This window comes from Roseateles violae (genome assembly GCF_030410485.1).
Lineage (GTDB): Bacteria > Pseudomonadota > Gammaproteobacteria > Burkholderiales > Burkholderiaceae_C > Roseateles_D > Roseateles_D violae.
Window position 1 is genome coordinate 67,594 of sequence record NZ_JAUHHC010000004.1, and the last position, 21,490, is coordinate 89,083.

Sequence of the window (21,490 nt, forward strand, 5' to 3'; positions counted from 1 at the left end):
GAGATGCCGTGGTCGTGCTGCTGACCGGCGCCACCGGTTTTCTGGGCTCGCATCTGCTGTCGGCCCTGCTCGCCGCGCGGCACCAGGTCGTCTGTGTCGTGCGGCGCCCGAGCGAGGGAGACGCCGCAGAAGGCGTCCGTTATCTGCCGGGCGACTTCGCCCGCGACCACGCGGCCGCGGACTGGCTGCCGCGCCTGGACGGCGTCGACGCGGTGATCAATGCGGTCGGCATCCTGCGCGAACAGGGCGCCCAGCGCTTCGAGGCGCTGCATCTGCGTGCGCCGTCGGCACTGTTCCAGGCCTGCGCGCAGGCCGGTGTCCAGCGGGTGCTGCAGATCTCGGCGCTGGGTGCCGACGAGCAGGCAGCCAGCGCCTACCACCTGAGCAAGAAGGCCGCCGACGAGCTGCTACTCTCGCTGCCGCTGCCCTCGGTGGCGGTGATCCAGCCCTCGCTGCTCTATGGGCCGGGCGGCGGCAGCGCGCGGCTGTTCTCGCTGCTGGCCAGCCTGCCGATCTGCCCGCTGCCCGGCCAGGGCCGGCAACAGCTGCAGCCCCTGCATATCGATGACGCGGTCGAGGCGATCCTGGCCCTGCTCGCGCGGCCCGCTGCGGGCGGTCGCATCGCCCTGGTCGGCCCGGTGCCGCTAGCCTTGCGCGATTTCCTCGCCGCGCTGCGCGCCGCGCTGGGCCTCGGCCGGCCGCGCTTCCTGCCGCTGCCCGAGCGCCTGATGGCGGTTGCCGCCCGTGTTGGCGACCGCTGGCCCGCCAGCCTGTTCGACAGCGACTCCTGGCAGATGCTGCAACGGGGCAATACCGCCGATGCGGCGGCCACCAGCGCCCTGCTCGGCCGCCCGCCGCGCGCGCCGGCGCGCTTCATCGCCGAGCGCGACGCGGCGGCGCAGCGCTCGCTGGCGCTGCTGAGCTGGCTGCTGCCGCTGCTGCGCCTGGCCATGGCGCTGGTCTGGATCGTTACCGGCATCGTCTCGCTGGGCGTCTATCCGATCCCCGCGGGCCTGGCCCTGCTCGATCGCGCCGGCGTCCCGCCGGCGCTGGCGCCGGCGATGCTGTTTGGCGCCGCCCTGCTGGACATCGCGCTGGGCATCGCCAGCCTGATGCCGGGCCCGCGCCGCTGGCTGTGGATCGCGCAGGCCGCGCTGATCCTCTTCTACACCGCCGTGATCAGCCTGCGCCTGCCCGAGTACTGGGCCCATCCCTATGGGCCGATGCTGAAGAACCTGCCGATGCTGGTGGCGCTGTGGCTGCTCCATGCGCTGGAGCCGCCGCCGGCGCGGCGACGAGGGAGCGCGCGATGAGCAACGAATACCTGATCGTCAAATGGCTGCACATCCTGTCCTCGACCTTTCTGTTCGGCACCGGCGTCGGCTCGGCCTACTACCTGTTCTTCATCAGCCTTACCCGCGATACCGCGGCGGTGGCGGCGGTGACCGCCCGCCTGGTCAAGGCCGACTGGCTGTTCACTGCCACCACCATCGTGTTCCAGCCGCTCAGCGGCCTGTACCTGATGCACCTGGCCGGCTGGCCGATCACGCAGCGCTGGATCCTCTGGTCCTTCGTGCTGCTGGCGATCGCCGCGGCCTGCTGGCTGCCGGTGGTCTGGCTGCAGATGCGCATGCGCGATCTGGCCGCCGACGCGAAGGCGAAGGCGCAGCCGCTGCCGCCGCGCTACCAGCGCCTGTTCCTGGCCTGGATCGCCCTGGGCTTCCCGGCGCTGTTCGCCTTTCTGGCGGTGTTCTACCTGATGGTGGCCAAGCCGGTCTGAAGGCCTCAGCCCTGCCAGCGGTCGCGCCGCGCGCGCAGATGCGCAAGGGCCAGCATCAGCATCGCACCGACCGCCGCCGCCAGCAGGCCGGACCAGCTGGTCTCGGCGGCGAACCAGCGCTCGGCCGGCAGCGCCAGCATGCCGCCGCACAGGGCGCCCACGCCGCCGAAGACGGCATCGGTCAGCAGATGCCGCAAGGCCAGGCTGGTCTCCCGCCAGTTGGCCAGCAGACCGATCAGCGCACCGGTGCTGGCCCATAGAACCAGGTTCATCATCGTCTCCCGCGAATGTGCGAGACACCGGGCAAGCGCAGTGCCGCGGAATTCTTGCTGTAGTTCTCGCAGACAGTCTTGCCGCTTGCTGGGGCCGATTACCCGCTGGGGTCAGGACTTGATCGCCCCCGGCACGGGGCCTGCGGATTGCCTGTTAGGCACATCGCAGGAACCCGACAAGGACCACCGATGAAAGCCCTGACCTATCACGGCGCCAAGGACGTGCGTGTGGAAAACGTCGCGGACCCCATCCTGCAGCAGGACGACGACATCATCCTGCGCATCACCGCCACCGCGATCTGCGGCTCCGACCTGCACATCTACCGCGGCAAGATCCCCGGCATGAAGGGCGGCGACATCCTGGGCCACGAGTTCATGGGCATCGTCGAGGAGACCGGCCCCGGCGTGCAGCGCATCCGCCGCGGCGAGCGCGTCGTCGTGCCCTTCACCATCTCCTGCGGCGAATGCTTCTTCTGCAGCCGCTCGCTGTTCGCCGCCTGCGAGTCGACCAATCCGGGCCGCGGCGCGATCATGAACAAGAAGGACACGCGTGCCGGCGCCGGCCTGTTCGGCTACAGCCATCTGTACGGCGGCTATCCCGGCGGCCAGGCAGAGTACGTGCGGGTGCCCAAGGCCAATGTCGGCCCGCTGCCGATTCCCGATTCGGGCCTGGCCGATCCGCAGGTGCTGTTCCTGTCGGACATCCTGCCGACCGGCTACCAGGCGGCCATCAATGCGCAGATCGTCCCCGGCTCGACGCTGGCCGTGTTCGGCGCCGGGCCGGTCGGGCTGATGGCCTGCGCCTCGGCGCGCCTGCTGGGCGCCGAGCGCATCTTCCTGGTCGACCACCATCCCTACCGGCTGGAATTCGCCGCCGCCACCTATGGCGTGATACCGATCAACTTCGACCAGGTGGACGACCCGGCGGCGCAGATCATCGACGCCACCGACTTCCGCGGCGTCGACGCGTCCATCGACGCGGTCGGCTTCGAGGCCAAGGGCAGCACGATGGAGACGGTGCTGACGACGATGAAGCTGGAGGGCTCCAGCGGCGCGGCCTTGCGCCAGGCGATCGCCGCGACGCGCCGCGGCGGCGTCATCAGCGTGCCCGGCGTCTATGCCGGCTTCATCCACGGCTTCCTGTTCGGCGACGCCTTCGAGAAGGGCCTGACTTTCAAAGGCGGCCAGACCCATGTGCAGCGCTTCATGCCCGAGCTGCTCGAGCTCATAGCCCGCGGCGAACTGCACCCGGAGGCCATCGTCAGCCATATGCTGCCGCTGGAGGAGGCGGCGCGCGGCTATGCGATCTTCAACCAGAAGCAAGAGGATTGCCGCAAGGTCGTGCTGCTGCCGCAGGCGGGCAGCGGCACGACCCCGGACCTGCCGCCGGTCTAGGGCCCATGGCGCTCGTGTCAACGCGCTTAGTTCAGCTCATCGTCCTTCCAGGCCTTCAGCCCGGCGACCGCGGCGCCGACCTGCAGGCCGTTCTTGGTCAGCGCGTACTGCTTGCCGCCGCTGAACTCGCCGGCGCCGGCCCCGGCGGTCGCGCCGCTGCCGGCCGCGCCGACGCCCGCGGCGGCCCCGGCCGAGGCGTTCCAGCCATTGGCGATGAAGTCGGCCAGCACCTTGGCATCGTTGAAGACGAACAGATAGCGGGTGTCGGAGGCGCCGATCTGCAGTCCGGCGCTGGCCTGGGCGACGCTCATATAGACGTCCTTCTTGCTCTTGTTGTCGTGCGCGATGCCCTTGCCGCCGGCACCGCCGAGTCCGAAGCTGAGCCCGTAGGTGGTGAACACCGCATAGCCGGAGGCCTTGGCGACGGCGTCCTTCAGCTTGGGATCGGCCTTGTAGAAGTCCTGCAAGGTCTGCATGGCCTTGGTCCTGACCTCGGCCTGCTTGGCCGCCTTGTCCTGCGCGAAGGCCGGGCCTGCGCCCAGCAGCGCCATCGACGAGACCAGGGCGGCGCTGAAGAGAAACTGCTTGTGAACTTGCATGGAAGCCTTTCCTCGCGGTCTTTGCGAACCGCGTCAAGACTGCCGCGCGGCGGCGATCGTCGCGGCAGCCGGGGCCTGAAGTCGTTGCGCCGCGCTGGCCCGCAGATTCTAGGAAAAGCCCAACGCCAAGGGAACCCGCTTTAGCAGGCTGTTAAACGGTGGCCGGCGGCGGCGCCCGCGGCGGATCGCGCACCGGCGCCGGCGCGCCGGGCACCGGCGGATCGCTGATCGGCGGCACCTCCGGGCTCGCCGGGGCCGGTGGCGGGTCGCCGACCGGCTGCTCCGGATCGGAGGGCGGCAGCGGCGGCTGGGCGATCGCGCTCATGGCCAGGCCGCCGCCGTCGTGCCGCGCCGCAGGCTGGCGATGAAGGCGGTCACCGTGTCGGCATCGGCACGCAGGGCCGGATCGGTCTCGCTGCGCGGTGGGCAGACGAAGAGCCGCGGATCGGCCTCGCCGCTCGGCAGCATCATCGTCAGGCCGGCCGCGCCGAGCAGGCCGCTGGCGCCGCCCAGCGCCAGGATGGGCGTGCGGCGGCGGTGCTGCTCGCGGATGAAGTCCAGCGCCGGCCGCTGCCGGGCCAGCGGCGGCGGCTCGTTCGGAGCCGCTGCCCGGCCGCGCCCCTCGCACAGCACCAGCGCATCCCAGCGCCGCGTCGGCGCCGCCTCCAGCGCCAGTTGCTCGACCGCGCGGCCCGGGCGGACCGTCGGCTCTTCCAGCGGACCGGGCCGCGCACCGACGAAGCAGGGCAAGGCACCCGCCTTCAGCAGGGCCGTGTGCACCGCATCGAGGCTGGCCATCTCGGCCCCCTCCTCCACCAGCAGCGCGACGCGCGCGGCGGCGGCAGCGGCATGAAGCGCTGGGGCAGCGGCGTGGTGAGGGCTGGTGGACATGACGATTCGAGCAGCAAGCGGCGTGCCCGAGGGCTTGCCGGCACACCGCTTGCCTGAAACGCATCTCATATTCCACTTCTGCCGTCCCCATGAGCCGACGCCTCGCCATGCATCCGCTGCTTGCCGCCTCGGCGCTGCTGCTGACGCTGCTGCCGGGCGCCGCCCTCGCCCAGGCCGCGATGCCGCCCGGCTTCGGGCCCAACCCGGTGCTGCCGGCGCCGCAGCGCTCGTTGCTGCCGACCATTCATGTGGCCGATGCGGTCGGCTGGCGCAGTGGCGACAAGCCGACGCCGGCGCCGGGCCTGGCGGTCGCCGCCTTTGCCGCCGGGCTCGAGCATCCGCGCTGGCTCTATGTGCTGCCGAATGGCGATGTGCTGGTCGCCGAGACCAATGCGCCGCCCCGGCCCGAGGACGGCCAGGGCCTGCGTGCCTGGTTCCAGAAGCTGTTCATGAAGAAGGCCGGCGCGGCGACGCCCAGCGCCAACCGCATCACCCTGCTGCGCGATGCCGATGGCGACGGCCGAGCCGAGACGCGCAGCGTCTTCGCGGAGGGGCTCAATTCGCCGCTGGGCATGGCCCTGGTCGGCAATGACTTCTATATCGCCAACACCGATGCGGTCATCCGCTACCGCTATGCCGCCGGGCAGACCCGGCTCGAAGGAGAGCCGGTGCGCATCGCCGCCCTGCCCGCCGGCCCGCGCAACCACCACTGGACCAAGAGCCTGCTCGCCAGCCCCGACGGCACGCGGCTCTATGTCGGCGTCGGTTCTAACAGCAATGTGGCCGAGAACGGCATCGAGGCCGAGGAACAGCGCGCGTCCATCCTCGAGATCGACCTGAACACCGGTGCCCAGCGCGTCTACGCCTCGGGATTGCGCAATCCGGTCGGCCTGGCCTGGGAGCCCGGCAGCGGCCAGCTCTGGGCCGTCGTCAACGAGCGCGACGAGCTGGGCAACGATCTGGTGCCGGACTATCTGAGCTCGGTGCGCGAGGGCGGCTTCTACGGCTGGCCCTACAGCTACTTCGGCAGCCATCTGGACGAGCGCGTCGAGCCGCAGCGGCCCGAGTTGGTCGCCGCCGCCCTGGTGCCCGACTATGCGCTGGGCGCGCACACGGCCTCGCTGGGCCTGGCCAGCGCCGCCGGCAACAGGCTGCCGGCCGACTTTGCGAACGGCATGTTCATCGGCCAGCATGGCTCCTGGAACCGCAAGCCGCGCAGCGGCTACCGCGTGCTCTTCGTGCCCTTTGCCGACGGCCGGCCGCAGGGCCCGCCGGTCGAGGTGCTGGGCGGCTTCCTGAACGAGCAGCGCGATGAGGCCATGGGCCGGCCGGTCGGCGTCGCCATCGACCGCCGTGGCGCCCTGCTCGTCGCCGACGATGTCGGCAATGTGATCTGGCGCGTCACCGCCCAGCGCTGAGCCGGGGCCGACGCGGGCACCGCGTTTGCCGTTGCCGGGCATCGGATCCATCCCGGGAGAAACACATGCAGACGATGAACCGCAGCAGAACGGCGCTTGCCGCCCTGAGCTCGCTGCTGATCGCCGCGGCCGGCAACGCCGTCGCCGCCGATGCGGTCTCGCATGCCGACGCCTCGTTCATGAAGGATGCGGCGCATGCCGGCCATGCCGAGGTCTCGGCCAGCAAGCTGGCGCTGAGCAAGAGCAGCGACACCCAGGTCAAGGCCTTCGCCCAGCAGATGATCGACGACCATACCAAGGCGGCCGCCGAGCTGCAGAGCCTGGCCGATGCCAAGGGCGTCAAGCTGCCGACCGAGCCCTCGATGACGCAGAAGACCAAGGAGAAGATGACGCTGTCCACCGCCGACGGTGCCAACTTCGACTACCGCTATGCCGATTCGGCCGGCGTCTCCGCCCACGAAGACACGGTCAAGCTCTTCCGCAAGGCCGCGGCCGAGGCCAAGGACGCCGATGTGCGCGCCTTTGCCAGCAAGACGCTGCCGACGCTGGAGCACCATCTGCAGATGGCCAAGGAGCTGCAGGCGGCGACCGCGATTCGGGCCGGCAAGAAATAGGCGCGTGGGCCGCAGCGCCGCATCGCGCCCGCTGCTGCAGCCGACGCTGCCGCGCTCGCGCACCGTGCTGCTGCTGGTCGACTTCATCAACCCGCTGCAGTTCGACGGCGCCGAGGCGCTGGCCCCGCCGGCGCTGCAAGCCGCGGCCGCGGCGGCCGCGCTGAAGAAGACGCTGGCCGCGCGCGGCGTGCGCGCCATCTATGTCAACGACAACTTCGGCCACTGGCAGTCCGACTTCAAGGCCCTGCTGGCCGGCTGCCGGCGCCAGGGCGGCGCGGCGGCCAAGCTGGCCCGGCTGCTGGCGCCCGGCCCCGACGACCTGACAGTGCTGAAGCCGCGGCATTCGGCCTTTCTGGCCACCCCGCTCGACCTGCTGCTGACGCAGATGCAGACGCGCGAGCTGGTGATCTGCGGGCTGGCCACCGATTTGTGCGTGATGTTCAGCGCGATGGATGCTTTTGTGCGCGGCTACCGGCTCTGGCTGCCCGAGGATTGCACGGCCGCCGAATCGCCCGCGGCCAAGGAAGCGGCGCTGCAATGGATGGCCTGCGCGCTGAAGGCGCGCAGGCGGGCCAGCCTCTAGGGCCGGGCTAGCGGCTCAGCCGCGCCAGCAGCATGCCCAGGGCCGCCGCGGTCGCCAGCGCCGCCAGCGGATGCTCGCGCACCGAACCACGCAGGCTTTCGGTCCAGTCGGCGCAGATGTCGCGCAGGTGCTCGGCCTGCTGCTGCACCGCCTGGCCGGCATTGTCCAGCCCCTGCTGCAACTGATCGACCTTGGGCCCGACCTGCTGCGCGACCTGCTCGATCTTCTGGTGCGCGCTTTCGGCCATGCGGTCGACGAAGCGGCCCGTGTTCTCGTCGCCCGCCGGCTCCGCCGGCTTGCTCGATGGAGTCGAGGCGGACGGGGAGGCCGTGGACGAGGATGGGAAGGGGGAGGTCGAGGAAGACGTGGAAGGAGACGTCGAGGAGGATGTCGCGGGAGACGTCGAGGAAGACGGCTTGGAACTCGGATCGTTGGGCATGGCAGACCTCGTGCTGGGTGGATGAAGAAGGACGGGCGCAGAAACGCTTGCCGGAAGCCGGCAATCGCCATACCGGCCGCGGCGGCTCGTGATTCGGATCCCCGGGCACGCCTGTTGCCGGTAGAGGACGCGATGGCGTGCGCGCTGCGCAGTCCGGTGCTGAGCGGGCCGGCGGCAGCAAGCAGTCCATTCACATCCATTCATTGATCGATTCGCTTTAATATTTACCGGAGGTCACCATGAACAGCAGCAGTCCTCGCAACAAGTCCCTCAAATGGTTGGTGAGCCTCGGCACGGCCGGCGTGCTGGCCGGCGCCGGCGCGCTGGTGCTGGCGCAATCGACGACGGGCAGCAGCAGCACCAGCTCGTCGACCAACTCGGCCAGCGGCCCCTCGGCCGGCAATACCTCGAACAACAGCGGCACCGATTCCGGCAATACCAACCGCCCGGTCACCTCCGGCGCGGCCACCGGCAGCCTGGGCAATACCGGCGTCAACAGCACCGGCAGCAATAGCTCGACCGGCACGGGCAGCAGCACCAGCAGCACCACGGGCACCGGCAGCACCATGGGCAGCACCGCCGGCGCCGGCGGCGATAGCGGCAGCCGCCAGCAGAACGCCAATGTCGGCAACAACAGCGGCAGCATGGGCAGCACCAACCAGATGAACGACCAGATGCGCAACAACCCGACGAGCGCCGGCCGCAGCAGCAACAACAACACGACCGGCAGCGGCTCGAGCTACAACAGCAACAGCGGCGCGAGCGGCACGGGCGGCACCGGTAGCAGCAGCACCAGCAGCAGCTACAACAGCGACAACCCGAATATGAACCGCGCGGTGCGCAGCGACCGCAACTGAGCCAAGCCGCAGCGCCATCGGGATTTCAAGGGCCGCGAGCCCGGCGAGACATTTCGCCGGGCCGCGGCCTTTGTGCGCACAGCGCCGGGGCAAACGCGTAGAGGGAGCCGCCGGGGCATTCGGTATCCTCGCGGCCACCTTATTCATCAAGCTCCCGCCGCGCTCCTGCCTAGCCAGCGCACGGACGAAGCAACGCCCGATGCCGCAACCCAAGCCCCTGCGCGCGCCCCGCAATGGCCGCCGCCTCTCCCTCCTGTCCACCGCCCTGCTGCTGAGCCTGGCCTCCGCCCAGGCCGCCGAACCGGCCGACGCCGGCAGCAAGAAGCCGCCGGCCTGGAACGTCAACAAGCCGCCCGGCGCGGCGCGCGAGGTGCAGATCGACACCCGCAGCGGCACCTGGATGAGCGTGGACGTCAGCCCGGACGGCAAGACCCTGGTCTTCGACCTGCTCGGCGATCTCTACACGCTGCCGATCACCGGCGGCGAGGCCCGGCCGCTGACCCATTCGATCGCCTGGGAGCAGCAGGCGCGCTTCTCGCCGGACGGCAAGCGGATCGCCTTCCTCAGCGACGCCGGTGGCGGCGACAACGTCTGGGTGATGGACGCCGATGGCAGCAATGCACGCGCGGTCAGCAAGGAGGACTTCCGCCTGCTGAACAACCCGGTCTGGCATCCCAGCGGCAAGTACATCGCCGCGCGCAAGCATTACACCGGCACCCGCTCGGCCGGTTCGGGCGAGATCTGGCTCTACCACGTCGACGAGGCCGGCGGCACGACCAAGGGCCTGCAGCTCAACGAGAAGCCGAACTGGCAAAAGGACCTCGGCGAGCCGGCCCTGTCGCCCGACGGCAAGTACCTGTACTACTCGCAGGACACGACGCCGGGCCGGGTGTTCGAGTACAACAAGGACTCCAACAAGGAGATCTTCAAGATCTTCCGCCAGGACCTGGCCGACGGCTCGGTCGAACCCTTCGTCCAGGGGCCCGGCGGCGCGGTGCGGCCGACGCCCTCGCCGGACGGCAAGTACCTGGCCTTCGTGCGCCGCGTGCGCAACCAGAGCACCCTGTTCCTGAAGGACCTGCAGAGCGGCCGTGAGACGCCGGCCTGGGGCGGGCTGGACCGCGATCTGCAGGAGAGCTGGTCGATGTACGGCGTCTACCCGGCCTTTGCCTGGACGCCCGACGCGAAGAACCTGGTCGTCTGGGCCCAGGGCAAGCTGTGGCGGGTCGACCCCTTCAAGGGCACGGCGGCCGAGATTGCCTTTCACGTCAAGGACACGCGCGAAATCCGCGAGGCGCTGCGCCAGCCGCAGGAGGTGGCGCCGGAGCAGTTCGCCGTCAAGCAGCTGCGCTGGGTCAATGTGGCACCGGACGGCAGCAAGCTGGTCTATTCGGCGCTGGGCCATCTGTACCTGAAGGAATTGCCGAATGGATTGCCGAAGCGGCTGACCAAGCAGGACGAGCATTTCGAGTTCTTCCCCAGCTTTTCGCGCGACGGCAAGCAGCTGGTCTACGTCAGCTGGAACGACGACAAGCTGGGCGCGGTGCGCAAGATCGAGCTGGCCAGCGGCCGCGAGACCGTGATCACCCAGGCGCCGGGCAAGTACCTGGCGCCGAAGTTCTCGCCCGACGGCAAGAGCATCGTCTACAGCAAGAGCAAGGGCGGCTTCCTGACCACGCCCTGGCATGGCCTGGACAGCGGCATCTACCTGGCCGCCGCCGACGGCCGCGGCGCGCCGCAGCGCCTGTCCAAGGACGGCGACAGCCCGCAGTTCGGCGCCCGCAACGACGAGGTCTTCATCAGCCGCACGGCCAGCCTCGGCGAGGTCGACTCGCTGCGCAAGCTGTTCCGCATCGAGCTCGCGGACCGCAAGGAGACCGAGGTCGCGAAGAGCGAGTTCGCCAGCGAATTCGCGATCTCGCCGGATGGCCAGTGGCTGGGCTTCGTCGAGCGCTTCCACGCCTATGTGACGCCACTGCCGCTGACCGGCAAGCCGATCAGCGTAGGCCCGAAGATGGACGGCCTGCCGGTGCGCCAGCTGGACCTCAATGCCGGCGAATACATGCACTGGAGCGGCGACAGCCAGCGCCTGCATTTCGCGCTCGGCGACGAGCTGTTCACCACGGCGCTGTCGGCGGCCTTCGCGCCGGCCGAGGACAAACAAGCCGGCTTCAAGCCCGCCGAGTCGGGCCTGAAGATCGGCTTCATGCAGGCCAGCGACAAGCCGGCCGGCAAGATCGCGATCAGCGGCGCGACGATCGCGACGATGAAGGGGGACGAAGTGATCCAGGACGGCGTCATCGTCATCGACGCCAACCGCATCGTCGCCATCGGCAAGGCCAGCGAGGTGGCGATCCCGGCCGAGGCCAAGCGCGTCGACGCGCGCGGCAAGACCATCATCCCCGGCCTGATCGATGCGCACTGGCATGGCGGCATGGGCGAGAACGACATCGTGCCCCAGCAGAGCTGGGTCAACTACGCCTCACTGGCCTTCGGCCTGACGACCATCCACGACCCCAGCAACCGCAACGGCGAGATCTTCACCCAGGCCGAGCTGCAGCGCGCCGGCGCCGTCGTGGCCCCGCGCATCTACTCGACCGGCTCCATCCTCTACGGCGCCAAGGCCGGCGTGACCGCGGTCATCAACGGCTACGAGGACGCGCTGACGCATCTGAAGCGGCAGAAGGCCGAGGGCGCGATCAGCGTCAAGAGCTACCAGCAGCCGCGCCGCGAGCAGCGCCAGCAGGTGATCGCCGCCGGCCGCGAGACCGGCATGATGGTGGTGCCCGAGGGCGGCTCGATGTTCCAGCTGAACATGAGCATGATCGTCGACGGCCATACCGGCATCGAGCATGCGCTGCCCATTGCGCGGGTCTACGACGACGTCAAGCAGCTGTGGTCGCAGACCCAGGTCGGCTACACGCCGACCCTGAACGTCGCCTATGGCGGCCTCGACGGCGAGCATTACTGGTACTCGCACACCGAGGTCTGGAAGCATCCGCTGCTGAGCCGCTACGTGCCGCGCACCGTGCTGGAGGCGCGCAGCGTGCGCCGCGTGACCGCGCCCGACGAGGACTTCAATGTCGTGCGCGTCGCTGCCACGGCCGCCGAGCTGGAGCGCGCCGGCGTGCCCAGCAATATCGGCGCGCATGGCCAGCGCGAGGGCCTGGGTGCGCATTGGGAGATGTGGATGTTCGGCCTCGGCGGCAAGAAGCCGCTGGAGGCGATCCGCTCGGCCACGCTGAACCCGGCGCGCTATCTGGGCATGGAGCGCGACATCGGCTCGCTGGAGGTCGGCAAGCTGGCCGACCTCGTCATCATCGACGGCAAGGTGCTGGAAGACATCCGCCAGAGCGACCGCATCAGCCATGTGATGATCAACGGCCGGCTCTACGAGGCGCCGACGATGAACGAGGTGGTCTCGCGCGCCAGGCCGCGCAAGCCCTTCTTCTTCGACGGCGCCGACGGCGTGGGCATGCCGGTCCATGCGGAGACGCACAGCCATACCGAGGACTGAACCGAGGCCGAGGCTCGACGGCTTTGGCGCAAACGAAAAGGCGGCCTTCGCGGGCCGCCTTTTGCGTCTGGAACGGGCAATCGATCAGCGCTGCGCCGTCAGCAGCAATTGCTGCACATGCTCGCGGCGCACGCCCTGCAGCGCCGGCGCCAGTTCGGCGAAGCGCTGGTAAAGCGGTTCGGCCGCGGCGGCGTCGAAACCCTGGCTGAAGGCCAGCAAGGCCTGGCCCCGGGCGGCGACATCGGTCGGCTCGGGCAGTGCCTGCTCGCCCAGGCGCTGCTGCAGCGCGGCCTGGGCCTCGCCGAGCCGGCCCTGCACGGCGACGATCTGGCCCAGGGTGCGGCGCTGGGCGGCGGCGCCGTCCAGGCTCCAGCCCTGCGGCTGCAGCAACTCGGGCTCGGCATCGAGCAGCGCCCGCACCCGCTGGCCACCGGGAAAGCGCCGGCCCTCGCCCTTGATGCTGAGGCCCTCGGCAAGCGCCGGCCACTGGGCCTCCTTGCAGCTGAGGCGCAGCGTCTCGCCCGCCACGGTCGCGCGCAGGCCGCCGGGCGCCAGCGCCTGGTCGAGCCGCTGCACCAGCGCCGCGCGGCCCTCGGCCGGATCGAGCGTGACCGCGATCGGCGCCGCGACGCCGGGGATGGCGAAGCTGAGCGTCTCGGTGCCGGCCTCGTCCAGGCTGGCCAGGTCGAGGCCGCGCAGCGCGAAGCCCTGGCGCGCCTGGCCCGCATCGACCACGCGTAGCTGGCCGTCCACCATGCCGCCGGCCTGGCGGCGGCGCTGCAGCCAGGCGGTGCCGAACTCGCGCAGGGACTGCTCGCTCTGGGCCGTGCTGCCCGCGCCGGCCAGCTGCTGGCTGACCGATTTCTTCAGCCCTTGCAGCTTCTGCGCCAGGCCGTCCAGCCAGGCTAGGCCCTGCTGCGCGGCAGCCAGGTCCTGCTGCAGGCCCGGCTCGAAGAAGGGGCTGGCCAGCGGACCGGCGGCCGGCGCGGCCGCGGCCTCGCCGCGCTGGCCCTGCTCGCCCAGGTTTGTCGACGCGACGGCGCGGATCGCCTGCAGCGGCTGGCTGGGGCCGGTCGGCGATAGTCCCGTCGCACCGGGTGTTCCGCGCGGCCGTTGGACGGCCGCCGGCAAGGTCTGGATCTGCACCGTCTCGTCCCGCCCTTAAAGCACGTCGAACAGGCTCAGATTGCTGACGCGGCCATAGGCCTTCTGCGTCGCCTGCACCGCGATCGTGTAGCTGTTCAGGCGCACGGCGGCTTCGCCGTAGTCGAGCTGGCCCAGGGTCAGCGAGGCCTGCTTGTTGGACAGGCTCACCGCCGCCTGGTTGTCCTCGAGCGTCTGCAGCACGGTCTGCAGGCCGCCGAGGCTGCCGATCTTGCTGGTGACCGAATTCATCGTCGTGTCGAGCAGGTTCAGCGTGGCGGCCACCTGGGGTTGGGCCGCCGCGGCGCTCATCAGCGGCGGGCCCTTGAGATTGGTCGCCAGCGTGTCCAGCTGCTTGACCAGGGCGGCCATTTCTTCGAGCGTGACATTGGCCGGCACGGTGACGCCGGGGCCGACCGCGACCTCTTGCGTTGCCATGTTTCCGGCATAGACGAAGGCCGTGATCGGCGGCGTTGCCAGAGCATCTGACACCGCGGGGATCGGCGGCCTGTCGGTAAAGGTTCCGGAGAAAAGGAAGTGCCCCTCGCTGTCGCGGCTGTTGGCGGTGTGCAGCAGGCTGTCGCGCAGCGATTCCAGCGAGCTGGCCATCGCGGCCATGTCCGCGGGCGTGTTGGCGCCGTCGGCGGCCCAGACCAGCAGATCGCGCACCTGCAGCATGTCCTGGTTCAGGCTGGTCAGCAGGGTCTCGTTGTTCCGCAAGCGCGAACGCAGGGCGCCGATATTGTCCTGGTACTGGCTCATCGCGGCCTCTTCGCGCGACAGGCGCGACAGCCGCATGCTCGCGATCGTGTCGTCCGAGGGGCGCTGCACGCGCTGGCCCGAGGACATCTGCTCGATCACATGCGCCAGGCCGGTATTGGCCGTCTGCAGCGAGCTGTTCATGATCGCGTGGAACTGGGTGCTGGCGATACGCATGGGTCCGCTCCTCAGATCGCCGCCAGCGTGGCGTCGAACAATTGATTGGCCACCGAGATCACCTTCATATTGGCCTGGTACATCTGCTGGTACTGGATCAGGTTGGTGGCTTCCTCGTCGGTGTTGACGCCGCTGGTCGATTTCCAGCTCGCATCGGCCTGGTCGCGCACCGTCTGCGCCGTCTTCTGCGCACCGATGTTCAGCTGGCTCACCGTGCCCACCTTGCCGACCATCTGGGTGTAGGCGTCGCTCATCAGCACCGAGCTGGTCGTGGCCAGCGCATTGCCCTTGGCATCGAAGTCGGTGAAGGTCAGTTTCTGATCCTTCAGCGCGATCAGGGCTGCCAGGTTCTGGCTGTCGCCGACGCCTTGGCCCGACGCCGCGAAGGCCAGCTCGTCGGCCTTCAGCGCGGTCAGCTGCAGCGATTCGCCGGGCTTGGTCGGCGCGATGAACAGCGCATTGCCCGCCGGCGATGGGACGGGCGCCACGCCAGCGCCCAGCGTGGTGTTGAAGTTATTGGCAATGCCCTTGGCCAGCTCGAACACGGTCTGCTGCGTCGGTATCAGGCACTGGCGCTCGAAGTCGTCGAGCCCGCCGAGCTCGCCACCGAGATCCTCGCCCGCCACATTGAAACGGGCGCTGGCGAAGTCCAGCTGCAGCGTGTGCACGCCCGGCGTGCCGCTGCCCACCTGGGTCAGGGTCGCCGATTCGTTGCCGATCACCAGCGGCTGACCGTTCTTGAACGAGACATTGCAGGAGCCATCGGCCTGGTTCGTCACCTGCAGGCCCACCAGCCCTGCGAGCGAATCGATGCGCTGGTCGCGCGCGTCCATCAGGCCGGCCGGCGGCACGCCGATCGCCTGCGCGGCGCTGATCTTGGCATTCAGCGCGGCGATCTCGCTGCTCAGCGTGTTGACCTTCAGCAGCACCGAGTTGCGCTGATCGCCGACCGCCTCGATCTGGTTCTTCAGCAGCGTCTGCAGGCTGTTGAAGCGTTTGGCCAGGCCATCGGCCGCGATCAGCACCTGCTCGCGCAGCGGCCGCGAATCGGGCTGCACGCTGGCGGCGTTGAGTGCCGCGAAGAACACATCCATGCCCTTGTTGACATTGGAGGTGTCGTCCGACATGACCTGCTCGAGCTGGTCCAGATAGGCCTGCGGCGCATTGGCCTTGCCCAGATTCGAGGCGGCCGACCACATCTGCATGTTCTTGAAGCTGTCGTTGAAGCGCATCAGCGCCGTCACCGTCACGCCGGCCCCCGAGCCGGCGCCGCTGGCATTGGTCTGGCGGCTGTTCAGCAGCACGCCCTGGCGCGAGTAGCCCGGCGTCATCACATTGGCGATGTTCTGGCTGGCCGTGGACAGCGCGGCCTGCGAGGCCTGGGCGCCGGACAGCGCGTTGTTGATCATGCTCATGGGGCTGGCTTCTCTGGATAGGGGGCTCTGGAGCCAAGGGCGACCGGCCGGGCGCGAAACTTAAACCTTCAGACCTTCTTGTCCGGCGTGGGCAGCAGCTGGCGCAGGATCACGTCGGCGATGCCGAAGGCGCGCTGGCCGGCCAGGCTGTCGGCCATCTGCCCGTCGGCGAAGTCCTGCATGTCCTCGTTGATCTTGTTGCGCACCGGGCTGTCCTCGTCGGCCAGCGCACGCGTGCCGGCGCGCATCTGGCGCAGCATCTGGGCGATGAAGAAGGCCTCGAACTTCTCGGCTGCCTTGGCCGCCTGCTGGCGCAGCTTGGCGTCGTCGGCGTCGGCCGCCGCCGCGGCATTGTTGGGAGCATCGATACGCATCAGATCACCTGCAGTTCGCCATCGATCGCGCCGGCCTGGTCCAGCGCCTGCAGGATGGCCATGATGTCGTCCGGCGTCGCGCCGATGCTGTTGACGGTGTCGACGATGGCCTGCAGGCTGACGCCACCCTGCCAGCGGAACATCGTGCCCGAGCCCTGCTCGACCTGCACCCGCGACTGCGGCGTGACCCGGGTCTCGCCGCGGCTGAAGGGCTGCGGCTGGCTGACCTGCGGGCTCTCGCTGATGACGACCTTCAGGCTGCCGTGCGAGACGGCGGCCGGGCGCACCCGCACGCCCTCGGCGATGACGACGGTGCCGGTGCGCGAATTGAAGACGACGCGCGGCAGCTCGCTGCCGACCTCGACCGACAGGCCCTGCAGGCTGGCGATGAAGGCGACGCGCTCGGTCGGATTGGCCGGTGCCTGCACCTCGACGCTGGTCGCGTCGCGCGTGCTGGCGATCTCGCCCCAGCGCCGGTTGATCGTCTGCACGATATTGGTCGCGGTCTGGAAGTTCGGCCGCTTCAGGCTCAGGCGCACGCTGGGCATGCTGTCGAAATCGCTGTCAATCTCGCGCTCGATCGTCGCGCCGTTCGGCACCCGGCCGGCGGTGGGCGTGTTGACGGTGACGCTGGAGCCGCTCTGGCCCTGGGCCGACAGGCCGCCGACGACCAGGCTGCCCTGCGCCAGCGCATAGACCTCGCCGTCGGCCGCGCGCAGCTCGGTCAGCAGCAGCACGCCGCCGCGCAGACTTTTCGCGTCGCCCAGCGAGGAAACGGTGATGTCGATGGCCTGGCCGCGCCGGTAGCCGGGCGGGAACATGGCGCTGACCATCACGGTCGCGACGTTCTTCGATTTGGGGTCGACCCGCTCGGGCAGCTTGACGCCGAACTGCTTCAGCATATTGCTGACCGACTGGCCGGCGAACTTGATCTGCGTGCTGTCGCCGCTGCCGTTCAGGCCGACGACCAGACCGTAGCCGAGCAACTGGTTCTCGCGCACGCCCTCGACGGCAACCAATTGGCGCAGCGTCTGCGCGGCATGGACGGCACCGGTTGCGCTCAGACCCAAGGTCAGCAAAAGGACGAAAAGGAATTTCTTCATAGCGGCATCCAGGGGCTGGTGAAGAAGCGGGTCAGCCAGCCGGGCGAATTGGCGTCGGCCAGCGCGCCCTGCCCGCTGTAGGCGATGCGGGCATTGGCGATGCGCTGCGAAGAGACGCGGTTGTCGGAGTCGACGTCGGCGCCGCGCACATAGCCGGACAGGCGGATCATCTCCTCGCCCTGGTTCAGATAGAGGCTCTTCTCGCCCTGCACGCGCAGCAGGCCATTCGGCAGCACCTCGTGAACGACGACGGTGATCGCGCCCTGCAAGGTGTTCTGCTGGCTGCTCGAGGCGGTGCCGTTGAAGTCGCGCTGCACGCCGGCATTGGCGTCGATGCCGGTCGTCTTCGAGGCGGCGCTGATCGACGCATTGCTTTCCTTGCCGATGCGGGTGTCGGCCCTCTTGCTCGCCTGCGTCGTCTCCGACAGCACGACGGTCAGCACGTCGCCGGGGCGGAAGGCACGGCTGTCCGAGGTCAGCGTCCAGCCGCGCTCGGTGGCGAAGACGCCGCCGGCGCGACCCTTGGCGCCGGCCACGCTGGGCTGCAGCGCCAGCGGCACCGGCTCGATCGGCGGCTGCGGCGGCTGGATCGCCGCGCAGCCGCACAGCACCAGCGACAGCAGGACGACGGCGAGCGCCTTCATCAGCGCACCGCCTGCGCCAGGTACTGCAGCATATTGTCGGCCGCGCTGAGCACCTTGGTGTTCATCTCGTAGGTGCGCTGGGCGGCGATCATGTCGACCATCTCCTCGACCACCTGCACGTTCGAGCCCTCCAGCGCGCCCTGCTTCAGCTTGCCCAGGCCGTCGACGCCGGGCTGGCCCTCGTTCGGGTTGCCGCTGGCCGTCGTCTCCTGGTAGAGGTTGTCGCCCAGGGCCAGCAGGCCGGTCGGGTTGGCGAAATTGGCGAGGCGCAGCTGGCCGAGCTCGGTCGGCGTCGTGCTGCCGGAGACCATCGCCGAAACGGTGCCGTTCTCGGCGATCGTCACCGAGGTGGCAGTGGCCGGGATGGTGATCTCGGGCTGCAGGCGCAGACCCTGCGCGTTGACCAGCTGACCGTCGGCATTGACCTGCAGCTGGCCGGCGCGGGTATAGGCGGTCTTGCCGTTCGGGCCCTCGACCTGCAGAAAGCCCTGGCCGACGATGGCCACGTCGAGGCTCTGCGAGGTCGTCTGCAGATTGCCGGTCGTGAAGACCTTCTGCGTACCCACGACGCGCGTGCCATTGCCCAGCTGCACGCCGCCGGGCGCGGCATTGCCCTGCTCGTTCTGCGCACCCGGCTGGCGCTCGACCTGGTAGAACAGGTCCTCGAACATCACGCGGTCGCGCTTGAAGCCGACCGTGTTGACGTTGGCCAGATTGTTGGCGATCGCCTGCAGCTTGGCGTCCTGCGCCTGCACGCCGGTCTTGCTGATCCACATTGCGGGGTTCATAAGCGCTCCTTACTCTCGAATCAATCGGTTGCCGGCCTCGGCCATGCCGTCGGCGGCCTTCATCATCTTCATCTGCACCTCGAAGTCGCGGTTCAGCGACATCGTGGCGACCATCTCCTCGACGGCCGAGACATTGCTGCCTTCCAGATGGCCGGGGTTCAGGCTGACGCTCGCGTCGGCGGCCAGCGCGGCGCCATCGCGCGCGACCAGCAGGCCGGCCTCGTTCTTGGTCATCCCGGCCATCGTCGGCTTGACCAGCTTCAGCTTGTCGACCACCTGCAGCTCGGTCTCGCCCGGGGCCTGCACCGAGATCGTGCCGTCCTTGGCGATCTGCACGCTGCTGTGCTCGGGGATGACGATGGCGCCGCCCTCGCCCAGCACCGGATGCGAGCCGAACAGCAGCGCGCCATTGGCGTCGAGGCTGAAATTGCCGCCGCGGGTATAGGCCTCGCCGCCCTGGTACTGCAGCGTGAACAGACCGTCGCCCTGCACCGCCACGTCCAGATCGCGGCCGGTCTGGCGCTGCACGCCCTGACGGGCGCTGACCGCGTCGGCCTGCAGCTCGCTCAGATGGCGCGCCGCATAGCCGGGGCCGGCCACGGCCTTGCTGCTGGCCAGCTCCAGATTGGCGCGAAAGCCGCCGGTCTCCAGATTGGCCAGATTGTTCGCGTGCACCTGCTGGGCCCGCATGGCGCGCTCGGCGCCGGACATGACGGTGTAGATCAGCGCGTCCATCAGACGGCCTGCATCAGCGCTTGCATCATCTCGACCTCGGCCGTGATGACCTTGGTATTGGCCTGGTAGTTGCGCTGGGCGGACATCAGGTTGACCAGCTCGCCGGTCATGTCCACATTGGACTGCTCGATCGCGGCGACGGTCAGCTTGGCCGTCATGCCGGTGCCCGGCGTCGCGAACAGCGCCGCGCCCGAGCCTTCGCTGACAACCCAGCTGCCGCCACTGACGGCGACCAGCGCGTTCTCGTTGGCGAAGTTGGCCAGCGCCAGGGTGCCGATCGTCTGCTTCTGGCCGTTGCTGTACTGGGCGATGATGTCGCCGTTCTCGCTGATCTGGGTGCCCATCAGCGTGCCCGCGGCCAGGCCATCGGAGTTGTTGGCCAGGGTGGTGGCCTCGCCGGCGTACTGGGTACCGCCGGTGTAGTCGATCTCGATTTTCATCGTTTCCGCGCCCGTCGGGACACCCAGCGGATCGAGAGGGAAGCCGAGGGGAATGTCGGCCGTCGGCACCGGGTCACCAGGCAGCCAGGTGGCCGGCGGCGCTGTCGGAGCCGCATTCAAGCCCACGCCATTGATATTGCCCTTGGCATCGAAAGACAACTGGGTCTGTTGGCCAGCAACTTCCTTGCCGTCCAGCGCGTAACGCACCTCGACTGCCGTCGGACCCGTGCGGATGAAGTACTGGGTCAGCGTGTGGCGCTCGCCGCGAGAATCGTAGGCGACCGAGGTGATGGAACTGTTGAAGGACTGCGGATCGCTGACCGAGAAGGGCTTGCCCACTGGGGCCGGCGACACGTTGTCGATCGTGCGCCAGTCGGCCGACATATTGTTGACGAACTTCAGATTGGCGGTCGCCTGCGCGGCGATCTGGCCGTTGGGTACCAGCAGATCACCGAGCGCGCCTCGCGCCGCGCCGGGGACCGGGCGGCCCGCGCTGTCGGTGAAGGTCTTGTAGCCCTGCACGCGGCGGCCGGCCGTGTCGACGACGAAGCCGTCCTTGTCGACGTTCATGATGCCGACGCGTGAGTAGACCATCTCGCCATTGGTGTCGCGGGCGGCGAAGAAGCCGCGGCCCTGGATCGCCGCGTCCATGTCGCGGCCGGTGTTCAAGACGCCGCCGTTCTTGTCGATGCTCTGCGAGATCGAGCCGACCGAGGCGCCGTTGGGCGTGTTGCCGGCCACCATCGAGACGAAGTTGGCGCGGCTGGACTTGAAGCCGTAGGTGCCGGAGTTGGCGATGTTGTTGGAGATGGTCTCCAGGCTGGTGGTCACGGCACCAATACCCGACATTGCGATTTCAAAGCTCATGATCTGGTCCTCTTGTGTTTAGGAGTTGGTGGTGGCCATGCGGCCCTTGAATGCGGTGATGGCGCCCGGCAGCACATCGGCCAGGCCGCTCAGCGACAGCAGCGCGGTGCCGTTGCCGGTCAGGCGCACGCTCGTCAGCTCGGCCACGACTTCCAGCGGCATCGCCTGCTGGGCCTCGTTCTCGATGCGCACGCGATAGTCGCCCTCGGCCAGGCCCAGGGCCTGCGGGTCGAGCCTGTAGTCGTGGCTGCCGACGCCCAGATTGCCCAGGCTGACGCGGCGCTCTGCGCCATAGGCATCGGTCAGCACCAGCGTCGCCGGACTGGCCGAGCTTTGCAGCACGAAGCCGGTCTGCACCGCCTGCTTGCCCAGGTGGATCTGCTCGACCTGTGCCTGCACGGTGGATCCCACCTGCGAGCCCAGGCTCATCATCTGCAGGCTCGAAAGCATGCTGGCATTGGCCGCGCCCTGCTCGTTGAGCTTTTGCAGCGCTTCCATCTGGCTCATCTGCGTCAGCTGGGTGACCATGGCGGCCGGGTCCTGCGGGGACATCGGATCCTGGTTCCTGATCTGGGCCACCAGCAGCTTGGTGAACATGTCCTGCATCGCACCGTTGCCGCTGATGGCGTCGCTGACCGCGCCGCCGCTGCTGTTGTTGTTGACTGCCGTCGTCGTCATTT

The 21,490-nt window shown here is 69.1% G+C and carries 24 protein-coding genes; 9 read left to right on the forward strand and 15 right to left on the reverse strand.

Annotated elements, in window-relative coordinates:
* Positions 1 to 8: 8 nt before the first annotated feature.
* Together QWJ38_RS14655 and QWJ38_RS14660 are read left to right on the forward strand one after the other, a co-directional pair.
* A complete protein-coding gene (locus QWJ38_RS14655) occupies positions 9 to 1,313 on the forward strand; it encodes an SDR family oxidoreductase (protein ID WP_290359855.1) in 1,305 nt (434 codons plus the stop codon).
* Positions 1,310 to 1,780 carry a DUF2269 family protein gene (locus tag QWJ38_RS14660; protein ID WP_290359856.1) on the forward strand — a complete coding sequence of 157 codons (471 nt, stop codon included), beginning with the start codon at positions 1,310 to 1,312 and terminating at the stop codon, positions 1,778 to 1,780. The genes QWJ38_RS14655 and QWJ38_RS14660 overlap by 4 nt, the downstream gene beginning before the upstream one ends.
* A 5-nt stretch (positions 1,781 to 1,785) precedes the next feature.
* Here QWJ38_RS14660 and QWJ38_RS14665 read toward each other — a convergent pair whose 3' ends face one another.
* Positions 1,786 to 2,052: a hypothetical protein gene (locus QWJ38_RS14665; protein ID WP_290359857.1), complete on the reverse strand. Its 267-nt coding sequence runs from the start codon at positions 2,050 to 2,052 to the stop codon at positions 1,786 to 1,788.
* Positions 2,053 to 2,241: 189 nt separating this feature from the next.
* Between QWJ38_RS14665 and QWJ38_RS14670 the strand changes: the two genes are divergently transcribed.
* A complete protein-coding gene (locus QWJ38_RS14670) occupies positions 2,242 to 3,447 on the forward strand; it encodes a zinc-dependent alcohol dehydrogenase (RefSeq protein WP_290359858.1) in 1,206 nt (401 codons plus the stop codon).
* A 26-nt stretch (positions 3,448 to 3,473) separates the two neighbouring features.
* Here QWJ38_RS14670 and QWJ38_RS14675 read toward each other — a convergent pair whose 3' ends face one another.
* The 3 genes from QWJ38_RS14675 to QWJ38_RS14685 all read right to left on the reverse strand — a co-directional run bounded on the left by QWJ38_RS14675 (position 3,474) and on the right by QWJ38_RS14685 (position 4,937).
* On the reverse strand, positions 3,474 to 4,046 hold the full coding sequence (locus QWJ38_RS14675) for a lipid-binding SYLF domain-containing protein (protein WP_290359859.1): 573 nt from the start codon (positions 4,044 to 4,046) through the stop codon (positions 3,474 to 3,476).
* A gap of 151 nt (positions 4,047 to 4,197) precedes the next feature.
* The gene (locus tag QWJ38_RS14680) at positions 4,198 to 4,371 is read right to left on the reverse strand and encodes a hypothetical protein (protein ID WP_290359860.1); all 174 of its coding nucleotides are present in this window, start codon (positions 4,369 to 4,371) and stop codon (positions 4,198 to 4,200) included.
* Positions 4,368 to 4,937, reverse strand: a complete 570-nt coding sequence (locus tag QWJ38_RS14685) for a type 1 glutamine amidotransferase family protein (protein ID WP_290359861.1) — start codon at positions 4,935 to 4,937, stop codon at positions 4,368 to 4,370. Before QWJ38_RS14685 ends, QWJ38_RS14680 begins: the two co-directional genes overlap by 4 nt.
* A gap of 89 nt (positions 4,938 to 5,026) precedes the next feature.
* Between QWJ38_RS14685 and QWJ38_RS14690 the strand changes: the two genes are divergently transcribed.
* The 3 genes from QWJ38_RS14690 (at position 5,027) to QWJ38_RS14700 (ending at position 7,552) form a co-directional block, all read left to right on the forward strand.
* Positions 5,027 to 6,355: a PQQ-dependent sugar dehydrogenase gene (locus QWJ38_RS14690; RefSeq protein ID WP_290359862.1), complete on the forward strand. Its 1,329-nt coding sequence runs from the start codon at positions 5,027 to 5,029 to the stop codon at positions 6,353 to 6,355.
* A gap of 74 nt (positions 6,356 to 6,429) precedes the next feature.
* Complete coding sequence (locus tag QWJ38_RS14695) at positions 6,430 to 6,969, forward strand: DUF4142 domain-containing protein (RefSeq protein ID WP_290359863.1); 540 nt, start codon at positions 6,430 to 6,432, stop codon at positions 6,967 to 6,969.
* A 4-nt stretch (positions 6,970 to 6,973) separates the two neighbouring features.
* The gene (locus tag QWJ38_RS14700) at positions 6,974 to 7,552 is read left to right on the forward strand and encodes a cysteine hydrolase family protein (protein ID WP_290359864.1); all 579 of its coding nucleotides are present in this window, start codon (positions 6,974 to 6,976) and stop codon (positions 7,550 to 7,552) included.
* Positions 7,553 to 7,559: 7 nt separating this feature from the next.
* Here QWJ38_RS14700 and QWJ38_RS14705 read toward each other — a convergent pair whose 3' ends face one another.
* A complete protein-coding gene (locus QWJ38_RS14705) occupies positions 7,560 to 7,799 on the reverse strand; it encodes a hypothetical protein (protein WP_290359865.1) in 240 nt (79 codons plus the stop codon).
* On the opposite strand from QWJ38_RS14705, the gene QWJ38_RS14710 reads away from it, so the two are divergent.
* From QWJ38_RS14710 to QWJ38_RS14720, 3 genes are all read left to right on the forward strand, one after another.
* On the forward strand, positions 7,798 to 8,016 hold the full coding sequence (locus QWJ38_RS14710; RefSeq protein ID WP_290359866.1) for a hypothetical protein: 219 nt from the start codon (positions 7,798 to 7,800) through the stop codon (positions 8,014 to 8,016). The genes QWJ38_RS14705 and QWJ38_RS14710 overlap by 2 nt on opposite strands.
* 214 nt (positions 8,017 to 8,230) lie before the next feature.
* Positions 8,231 to 8,848, forward strand: a complete 618-nt coding sequence (locus QWJ38_RS14715) for a hypothetical protein (RefSeq protein WP_290359867.1) — start codon at positions 8,231 to 8,233, stop codon at positions 8,846 to 8,848.
* A 199-nt stretch (positions 8,849 to 9,047) separates the two neighbouring features.
* The gene (locus QWJ38_RS14720) at positions 9,048 to 12,365 is read left to right on the forward strand and encodes an amidohydrolase family protein (RefSeq protein ID WP_290359868.1); all 3,318 of its coding nucleotides are present in this window, start codon (positions 9,048 to 9,050) and stop codon (positions 12,363 to 12,365) included.
* An 84-nt stretch (positions 12,366 to 12,449) separates the two neighbouring features.
* Here QWJ38_RS14720 and QWJ38_RS14725 read toward each other — a convergent pair whose 3' ends face one another.
* From QWJ38_RS14725 to QWJ38_RS14770, 10 genes are all read right to left on the reverse strand, one after another.
* Complete coding sequence (locus QWJ38_RS14725) at positions 12,450 to 13,511, reverse strand: hypothetical protein (protein ID WP_290359869.1); 1,062 nt, start codon at positions 13,509 to 13,511, stop codon at positions 12,450 to 12,452.
* Positions 13,512 to 13,526: 15 nt separating this feature from the next.
* Positions 13,527 to 14,444: a flagellar hook-associated protein FlgL gene (flgL, locus tag QWJ38_RS14730; protein WP_290359870.1), complete on the reverse strand. Its 918-nt coding sequence runs from the start codon at positions 14,442 to 14,444 to the stop codon at positions 13,527 to 13,529.
* 11 nt (positions 14,445 to 14,455) lie between these two features.
* Positions 14,456 to 15,859 (reverse strand): flagellar hook-associated protein FlgK, encoded by a 1,404-nt coding sequence (flgK, locus tag QWJ38_RS14735; RefSeq protein WP_290359871.1) that lies wholly within the window; start codon positions 15,857 to 15,859, stop codon positions 14,456 to 14,458.
* Between the two features lie 68 nt (positions 15,860 to 15,927).
* Complete coding sequence (locus QWJ38_RS14740; protein WP_290359872.1) at positions 15,928 to 16,233, reverse strand: rod-binding protein; 306 nt, start codon at positions 16,231 to 16,233, stop codon at positions 15,928 to 15,930.
* Entirely contained in the window at positions 16,233 to 17,336 is a 1,104-nt protein-coding gene (locus QWJ38_RS14745; RefSeq protein WP_290359873.1) for a flagellar basal body P-ring protein FlgI, read from the reverse strand. Before QWJ38_RS14745 ends, QWJ38_RS14740 begins: the two co-directional genes overlap by 1 nt.
* Positions 17,333 to 17,980 carry a flagellar basal body L-ring protein FlgH gene (flgH, locus tag QWJ38_RS14750; protein WP_290359874.1) on the reverse strand — a complete coding sequence of 216 codons (648 nt, stop codon included), beginning with the start codon at positions 17,978 to 17,980 and terminating at the stop codon, positions 17,333 to 17,335. Before flgH ends, QWJ38_RS14745 begins: the two co-directional genes overlap by 4 nt.
* Positions 17,980 to 18,768, reverse strand: coding sequence for a flagellar basal-body rod protein FlgG (flgG, locus tag QWJ38_RS14755; protein WP_290359875.1), 789 nt, complete (start codon positions 18,766 to 18,768; stop codon positions 17,980 to 17,982). The genes flgH and flgG overlap by 1 nt, the downstream gene beginning before the upstream one ends.
* Before the next feature lie 9 nt (positions 18,769 to 18,777).
* Positions 18,778 to 19,503, reverse strand: a complete 726-nt coding sequence (locus QWJ38_RS14760; protein ID WP_290359876.1) for a flagellar basal body rod protein FlgF — start codon at positions 19,501 to 19,503, stop codon at positions 18,778 to 18,780.
* A complete protein-coding gene (locus tag QWJ38_RS14765; RefSeq protein WP_290359877.1) occupies positions 19,503 to 20,810 on the reverse strand; it encodes a flagellar hook-basal body complex protein in 1,308 nt (435 codons plus the stop codon). The genes QWJ38_RS14760 and QWJ38_RS14765 overlap by 1 nt, the downstream gene beginning before the upstream one ends.
* Before the next feature lie 18 nt (positions 20,811 to 20,828).
* Positions 20,829 to 21,488: a flagellar hook assembly protein FlgD gene (locus QWJ38_RS14770; RefSeq protein ID WP_290359878.1), complete on the reverse strand. Its 660-nt coding sequence runs from the start codon at positions 21,486 to 21,488 to the stop codon at positions 20,829 to 20,831.
* Between the last annotated feature and the right edge of the window lie 2 nt (positions 21,489 to 21,490).